Here is a 5,634-nt window from a genome sequence, read left to right as displayed (position 1 = left end):
GACCGCTACGCGCCCGGACCCTCACCCCAACCCCTCTCCCGGGGGGAGAGGGGCTTACTGCGTCATCGGCTGAAGCCGCTCCTGCAAGCGCATCCCGGTCTTTGCGCTACACTGCAGTGTTGGGATCGCCGTCGTATCAGCGAAGCTGCAGCAGCGCGCGCAAATCATCCATCAGCAACACCACGTCGGCCGTGGCCAGATCCAGATCGCGCGGATAGCCGTAGCGCACCAGCGCCACCGGCATGCCGGCGGCGTGGCCGGCCTGCAGGTCGGTCCCCGAATCGCCGACCATCAGGCAGCGCGCCGGCGGCTGCGCGAACCGCTGCGCCAGGTGCAGCAGCGGCGCCGGGCTGGGCTTGCGCTCGGGCAGGCTGTCGCCGCCGAGCACCGCAGAGAACAGATCGGCCACGCCCAGATGGCGCAACAGCGGCGGCACCATCGCCGACGGCTTGTTGGTGCACAGCGCCAGCGTCACGCCATCCGCATGCAACTGCGTCAGCGCCTCGGCCGCACCCGGATACAGCCGCGGACTGCGCAACAGGCATTCGGCGTAGTGACGCATGAAGGTCGGCATCACCGTCTCAAGCGGTGTTGTATCGCCGGCATGCCGCCAGGCGATTTCGACCAGCTTACGCACGCCTTCGCCGATCCAGCCGAGCACGGTCGCCTCCGACACGCGCGGCAGGCCGAAGTCGGCCAGGGTACGGTTCAACGCCTCGGCGATGTCGGCGCCGCTGTCGACCAGGGTGCCGTCCAGGTCGAACACCACCAATGCATACGGAAACGTCATGTTGTGCCCAACACAGTGGAATAAGTGCGCATTGTAGGTGGCGTAAGCTCGTATGCGGTTGCGCCGCGCGCGGGCGCGGCGCGGCGTGGCGCGGACGCTGCCTTCGCTGGCACGCGATTGCGACCACGCCACGCCCGCTGCGGCAGCGCCGTGACGGCGACCGAGCGCGCGAACCGCGCTCACGCGATCCATCCCGGCCCGAGTCAACCGCTCGATCCCTGCACTCGCGCGCACGACACCCGAGAACATCACCGGTTGGCGATCCCCACCCATGTTTCAACCCACGCATCCGTGAGGGCGCGACCAGGTCGATCCGCGTGCCGGAGGATGAAGTCGCTGTTGCAACCCGAGCAGCATGCCCCTGTGGGAGGGACTTCAGTCCCGACGCGGGAGCGACGGCCAGGTTCTCGGCCTGCACCCACATCCCATGGTTGTTTCAACACACGCACACGCGAGCGTGTGCGACCGCTGACGCTGTGCCTGCTGACCGACTCGATGTGCTTTCAATCCACGCCCCCCGCAAGGGCGCGACACAGACCCGCCGTCGCCGCACCGTAACCCCAGGTGTTTCAATCCACGCACCGCTCAGGGCGCGGCGATAAAGGGTACGACAGTCTCCCGTGGCACACGTTCCCATGCAATCAGCCGGGAAGGCAGTCTCCCAGGCAACGCCACCGCCTCAACCGAACAAGCGCCCCTGCGCCTGCCCAGGCTCGCGCTCGTGGAAGCCGGACAGGCCGACGCCGACCAGGCGGTAGCGGGTGGATGCCGGCAGGTCCACCCGCTCGCGCAGCGCCAGGGCGATGTCGATCAAGGCCTGCAGCGAGTCCGGCGGTTGCTCCGGGGTGAAGCTGCGGGTGAGGATGCGGAACTGCGCGGTCTTCAGCTTCAGCACCACGGTGCGCGCGATGCGCTCGGTGCGGCGGGTGGCGTTCCAGGTCTTCTCGGCCAGTTGCCGGATCGCCGGCTCCAGCGCGTCCAACGCCAGGTCTTCGGCGAAGGTGTCCTCGGAGGAGATCGACTGCACCGGCTGGTCCGACTCCACCGGGCGTTCGTCGATGCCGCGCGCGCGCTGGTACAGGCGCAGGCCGAAGCTGCCGAAGCGCGCTTCCAGTTCCGCCTCGCTGCGCGCGCGCAGGTCGCCCACGGTGGCGATGCCCAGTTCCGCCAGCTTGGCCTCCATGACCTTGCCCACGCCGGGCACCTTGTTCACCGGCAATGGGGTCAGGAACGCCTCCACGCGATGCGGACGGATCACGAACTGGCCGTCGGGCTTGCGCCAGTCCGAGGCGATCTTGGCCAGGAACTTGTTCGGTGCGATGCCGGCCGAGGCGGTCAGTTCGGTTTCGGCGCGGATCTGCGCGCGGATGGTCTGGGCGATCTCGGTGGCGGTGCGCAACTCGCCCTTGGGCTCGGTGACGTCCAGGTAGGCCTCGTCCAGCGACAGCGGCTCGATCAGGTCGGTGTGGCGCTGGAAGATCTCGCGCACCTGCCGCGACACCGCCTTGTAACGGGCGAAATCCGGCGGCACGAAGATCGCGTCCGGGCACAGCCGCTCGGCACGCAGCGCCGGCATCGCCGAGCGCACGCCGAACACGCGCGCCTCGTAGGAGGCGGCGCACACCACCGAGCGCATGCCGCGCCAGGCCACCACCACCGGCTTGCCGCGCAGCGCCGGATCGTCACGCTGCTCCACGGACGCGTAGAACGCGTCCATGTCGACGTGAATGATCTTGCGCATCGACCCCATACCCTACGCCTGCGAACGGTGTGCGCATGATAAGCCCCGCGCTGCGCACGGACTGAGAATGCGCGCCTTGATCCGGCACAGTGCGCGCGCCACCGCCGCTGCCGACACTACGCGTGCGTACGGATAAAACGTTTGATTGAACGCGCGAGGCTCATGCACTCTTGCGCGCCTCGACTGTCTCGCCTGGGAATGTTCCGCTCATGAGTCGTCTGTCCTCCTATTCGCGCGAGCAATTGCTCACCAGCGCACGCGGCGAGTTGTTCGGCGCCGACGCCGCGCGCCTGCCCAACGATCCGATGCTGATGTTCGACCGCATCGTCGCCATCGACGAGACCGGCGGCGCGCACGGCAAGGGCGTGATCCGCGCCGAACTGGATATCCGCCCGGACCTGTGGTTCTTCGGCTGCCATTTCATCGGCGATCCGGTGATGCCCGGCTGCCTGGGCCTGGATGCGATGTGGCAGTTGACCGGCTTCTTCCTGACCTGGCTGGGCGCGCCCGGCCGCGGCCGCGCGCTGGGCGTGGGCGAAGTGAAGTTCACCGGGCAGGTGCTGCCCACCGCCAAGCAGGTGGTGTACGAGATCGACATCAGCCGGGTGATCAACCGCAAGCTGGCGATGGCGGTGGCCGACGGCCGCATGTCGGTGGACGGGCGCGAGATCTATACCGCCAAGGACCTGCGCGTGGGCCTGTTCACGTCGACGGAGGCGTTCTGATGCGGCGCGTGGTCATTACCGGAATGGGCATCACGTCGTGCCTGGGCAACGATCTGGACAGCGTGTCGCGCGCCTTGCGCGAAGGCCGCGCCGGCATCCGCCATAACCCGCAGGCGGTCGAGGCCGGCCTGCGCAGCCAGATCGGCGGCGATGTGCAACTGGATCTGGACGCGGCGATCGACCGCAAGCTCAAGCGCTTCATGGGCGACGCCTCGGCCTACGCCTACCTGGCGCTGCGCGATGCGCTGGCCGATGCCGGCCTGGACGAGGCGGCGATTAGCGACCCGCGGATCGGCCTGATCGCCGGCTCCGGCGGCGGCTCCAGCCATTGGCAGGTGGAAGCGGCGGATCTGCTGCGCAACCGCGGCGTGCGCAAGGTCGGCCCGTACATGGTGCCGCGCACGATGTGTTCGGCGGTGTCGGCGAGCCTGGCCACCGCGTTCAAGATCAAGGGCGTGAGCTACTCGCTGTCGGCCGCGTGCGCGACCTCGGCGCACTGCATCGGCGCGGCGGCGGACCTGATTCGCCACGGCCAGCAGGACGTGATGTTCGCCGGCGGCGGCGAAGAGCTGGACTGGACCATGAGCCTGATGTTCGACGCCATGGGCGCGCTGTCCACCGGCTTCAACGACACGCCGGCGGTGGCCTCGCGGCCCTACGACGCCGCGCGCGACGGCTTCGTCATCGCCGGCGGCGGCGGCATGCTGGTGCTGGAGGACTACGACCATGCGATGGCGCGCGGCGCGCGCATCCACGCCGAACTGGTCGGCTACGGCGTGACCTCCGACGGCGCCGACATGGTGGCCCCGTCCGGCGAAGGCGCGGTGCGCTGCATGCGCATGGCGCTGCAGGGCGTGGACGCGCCAATCGACTACCTCAACACCCACGGCACCTCGACGCCGCTGGGCGACGTCACCGAGCTGGACGCGGTGCGTGCGGTGTTCGGCGACGCGGTGCCGCCGCTGTCCTCGACCAAGGCGCTGTCCGGGCATTCGCTGGGTGCGGCGAGCGTGCACGAGGCGATCTACTGCCTGCTGATGCTGCGCGACGGCTTCATCGCCGGCTCGGCCAATATCGACACGCTGGATCCGCGCGCCGAGGGCTTCCCGATCGTGCGCGAGAGCCGCGACGCGGACTTGCGCACGGTGATGTCCAACAGCTTCGGCTTCGGCGGCACCAACGCCGCGCTGGTGTTCGCCAAGGCCTGACCGTACCCAGGCCGCACGGCGCCTTTGAGGGCGCCGTGGCGCGGCTCAGCGTTCCAGTTGCTTCACGTCGTGTCGCCCGGCGGCCTCGTCCTTGTGCGGTTCCGGCTTGGCCGGTGGCGCTGAGGGCGGAGGCGGAGGCGGAGGCGGTGGCGAACTCGGCTTCGGCGGATGCCGCTCGACCCACTGGATCGTCGCGGGCGTGGGCGGCCACGAAGGCGATGCTGACGGTGCGGAAGCAGACGGCGGCACCGGTTGCAGTCCCATCGATTCGCGCTGGCGGCGGTCGCTGTCCTGGCGTTGCAGTTCCTTCGCCAGTTCCTTGTTGTAGCGGGGATTGAGTGCGTCCGGCGGCGGGATCTGATGCATCCGCTCGCCCGGCGGCGTCCATGCCGGCGTGGCGCTCACGGCCTCGGACGCGGACGCCTGCGGTGGAGGGGGCGCCCGCCATTGCGGCGCCAACTGCCGCTGCAGCGGTGCCGGGATCTGCGCTGGACCAGCGGCAGTCGCCGCGCTTTCCAGCGGGCGGTAACGCGCGCGTTCGCGTGCCCACGGCTGGCCGCGATAGTGCGTGTCCCAGTAGCGGTCCAGCGCGAAGCCGACCGTGGGCACACCGAGCGAGGCGCCGGGCGCGACGCCCTGCCCCTGTTCGTGAAAGTCGATCGCACCAGCCGGCAGCCAGCCGCGTTTCTCGCGCCAGCTGACATCGCACCAGGCCCAATCCCGTGTGCAGCCATGCACCTGCAACGCGTCGTCGGTGGCCGGCGTGGCCACGCGCGGATACTCCGGCGCCGGGCCGGCGCGCAGACTGGCGCCGATGCGCACCGTGCCGCTGCCGTCCTGCGCCAATGCCGGCGCGGCCATGCCCAACAGCAACGGCGTCCACCACCCTGCTCGCTTCATGCGGTCCTCCTTGTGCAGTGCGGCAGTGCCCTGCGCCGCGATCGCGGCGGCGAAGATCGCCGTGCCGCTGTGCTGTGTTCTAGCACAGAGGAGCTGGGATTCGGGATTCGGGATTCGGGATTCGGGATGACCAGCCTGCGGCTGTTGAAAGCCGGGAATCGGGAATCGGGAATCGGGAATCGGGACGGCAGCGTAGTCCGCGGAGCACAATCGCTGCAAAGCGATCCAGTGCGCCGATAAAAAACAGCTGCTTTTGTGGGAGGGGCTTCA

The 5,634-nt window shown here is 69.2% G+C and carries 5 protein-coding genes; 2 read left to right on the top strand and 3 right to left on the bottom strand.

The genetic code is table 11. The features are described 5' to 3' along the window. Positions 1-136: 136 nt before the first annotated feature. Complete coding sequence (gene gph / locus CEK69_RS20445; protein ID WP_152247632.1) at positions 137-790, bottom strand: phosphoglycolate phosphatase; 654 nt, start codon at positions 788-790, stop codon at positions 137-139. A 679-nt stretch (positions 791-1,469) separates the two neighbouring features. Further along, positions 1,470-2,540 carry a DNA polymerase IV gene (gene dinB, locus CEK69_RS20440; RefSeq protein WP_173003408.1) on the bottom strand — a complete coding sequence of 357 codons (1,071 nt, stop codon included), beginning with the start codon at positions 2,538-2,540 and terminating at the stop codon, positions 1,470-1,472. 200 nt (positions 2,541-2,740) lie between these two features. Between dinB and fabA the strand changes: the two genes are divergently transcribed. Continuing rightward, positions 2,741-3,256 (top strand): 3-hydroxyacyl-[acyl-carrier-protein] dehydratase FabA, encoded by a 516-nt coding sequence (fabA, locus tag CEK69_RS20435; RefSeq protein ID WP_152247628.1) that lies wholly within the window; start codon positions 2,741-2,743, stop codon positions 3,254-3,256. Next, positions 3,256-4,464 (top strand): beta-ketoacyl-ACP synthase I, encoded by a 1,209-nt coding sequence (fabB, locus tag CEK69_RS20430; protein ID WP_152237869.1) that lies wholly within the window; start codon positions 3,256-3,258, stop codon positions 4,462-4,464. The genes fabA and fabB overlap by 1 nt, the downstream gene beginning before the upstream one ends. Before the next feature lie 45 nt (positions 4,465-4,509). Here the strand turns inward: fabB and CEK69_RS20425 are convergent, their stop codons facing one another. Further along, entirely contained in the window at positions 4,510-5,364 is an 855-nt protein-coding gene (locus tag CEK69_RS20425; protein WP_226975246.1) for a hypothetical protein, read from the bottom strand. Between the last annotated feature and the right edge of the window lie 270 nt (positions 5,365-5,634).

The organism is Xanthomonas sp. LMG 12462 (assembly GCF_009192885.1).
In the GTDB taxonomy this organism is placed as follows: domain Bacteria; phylum Pseudomonadota; class Gammaproteobacteria; order Xanthomonadales; family Xanthomonadaceae; genus Xanthomonas_A; species Xanthomonas_A sontii.
This window is presented reverse-complemented; position numbering and strand designations above follow the sequence as displayed.

Coding starts and splice junctions, on each gene's coding strand:
- gph (WP_152247632.1), bottom strand. CDS start 790: ATGACGTTTCCGTATGCATTGGTGGTGTTCGACCTGGACGGCACCCTG.
- dinB (WP_173003408.1), bottom strand. CDS start 2,540: ATGGGGTCGATGCGCAAGATCATTCACGTCGACATGGACGCGTTCTAC.
- fabA (WP_152247628.1), top strand. CDS start 2,741: ATGAGTCGTCTGTCCTCCTATTCGCGCGAGCAATTGCTCACCAGCGCA.
- fabB (WP_152237869.1), top strand. CDS start 3,256: ATGCGGCGCGTGGTCATTACCGGAATGGGCATCACGTCGTGCCTGGGC.
- CEK69_RS20425 (WP_226975246.1), bottom strand. CDS start 5,364: ATGAAGCGAGCAGGGTGGTGGACGCCGTTGCTGTTGGGCATGGCCGCG.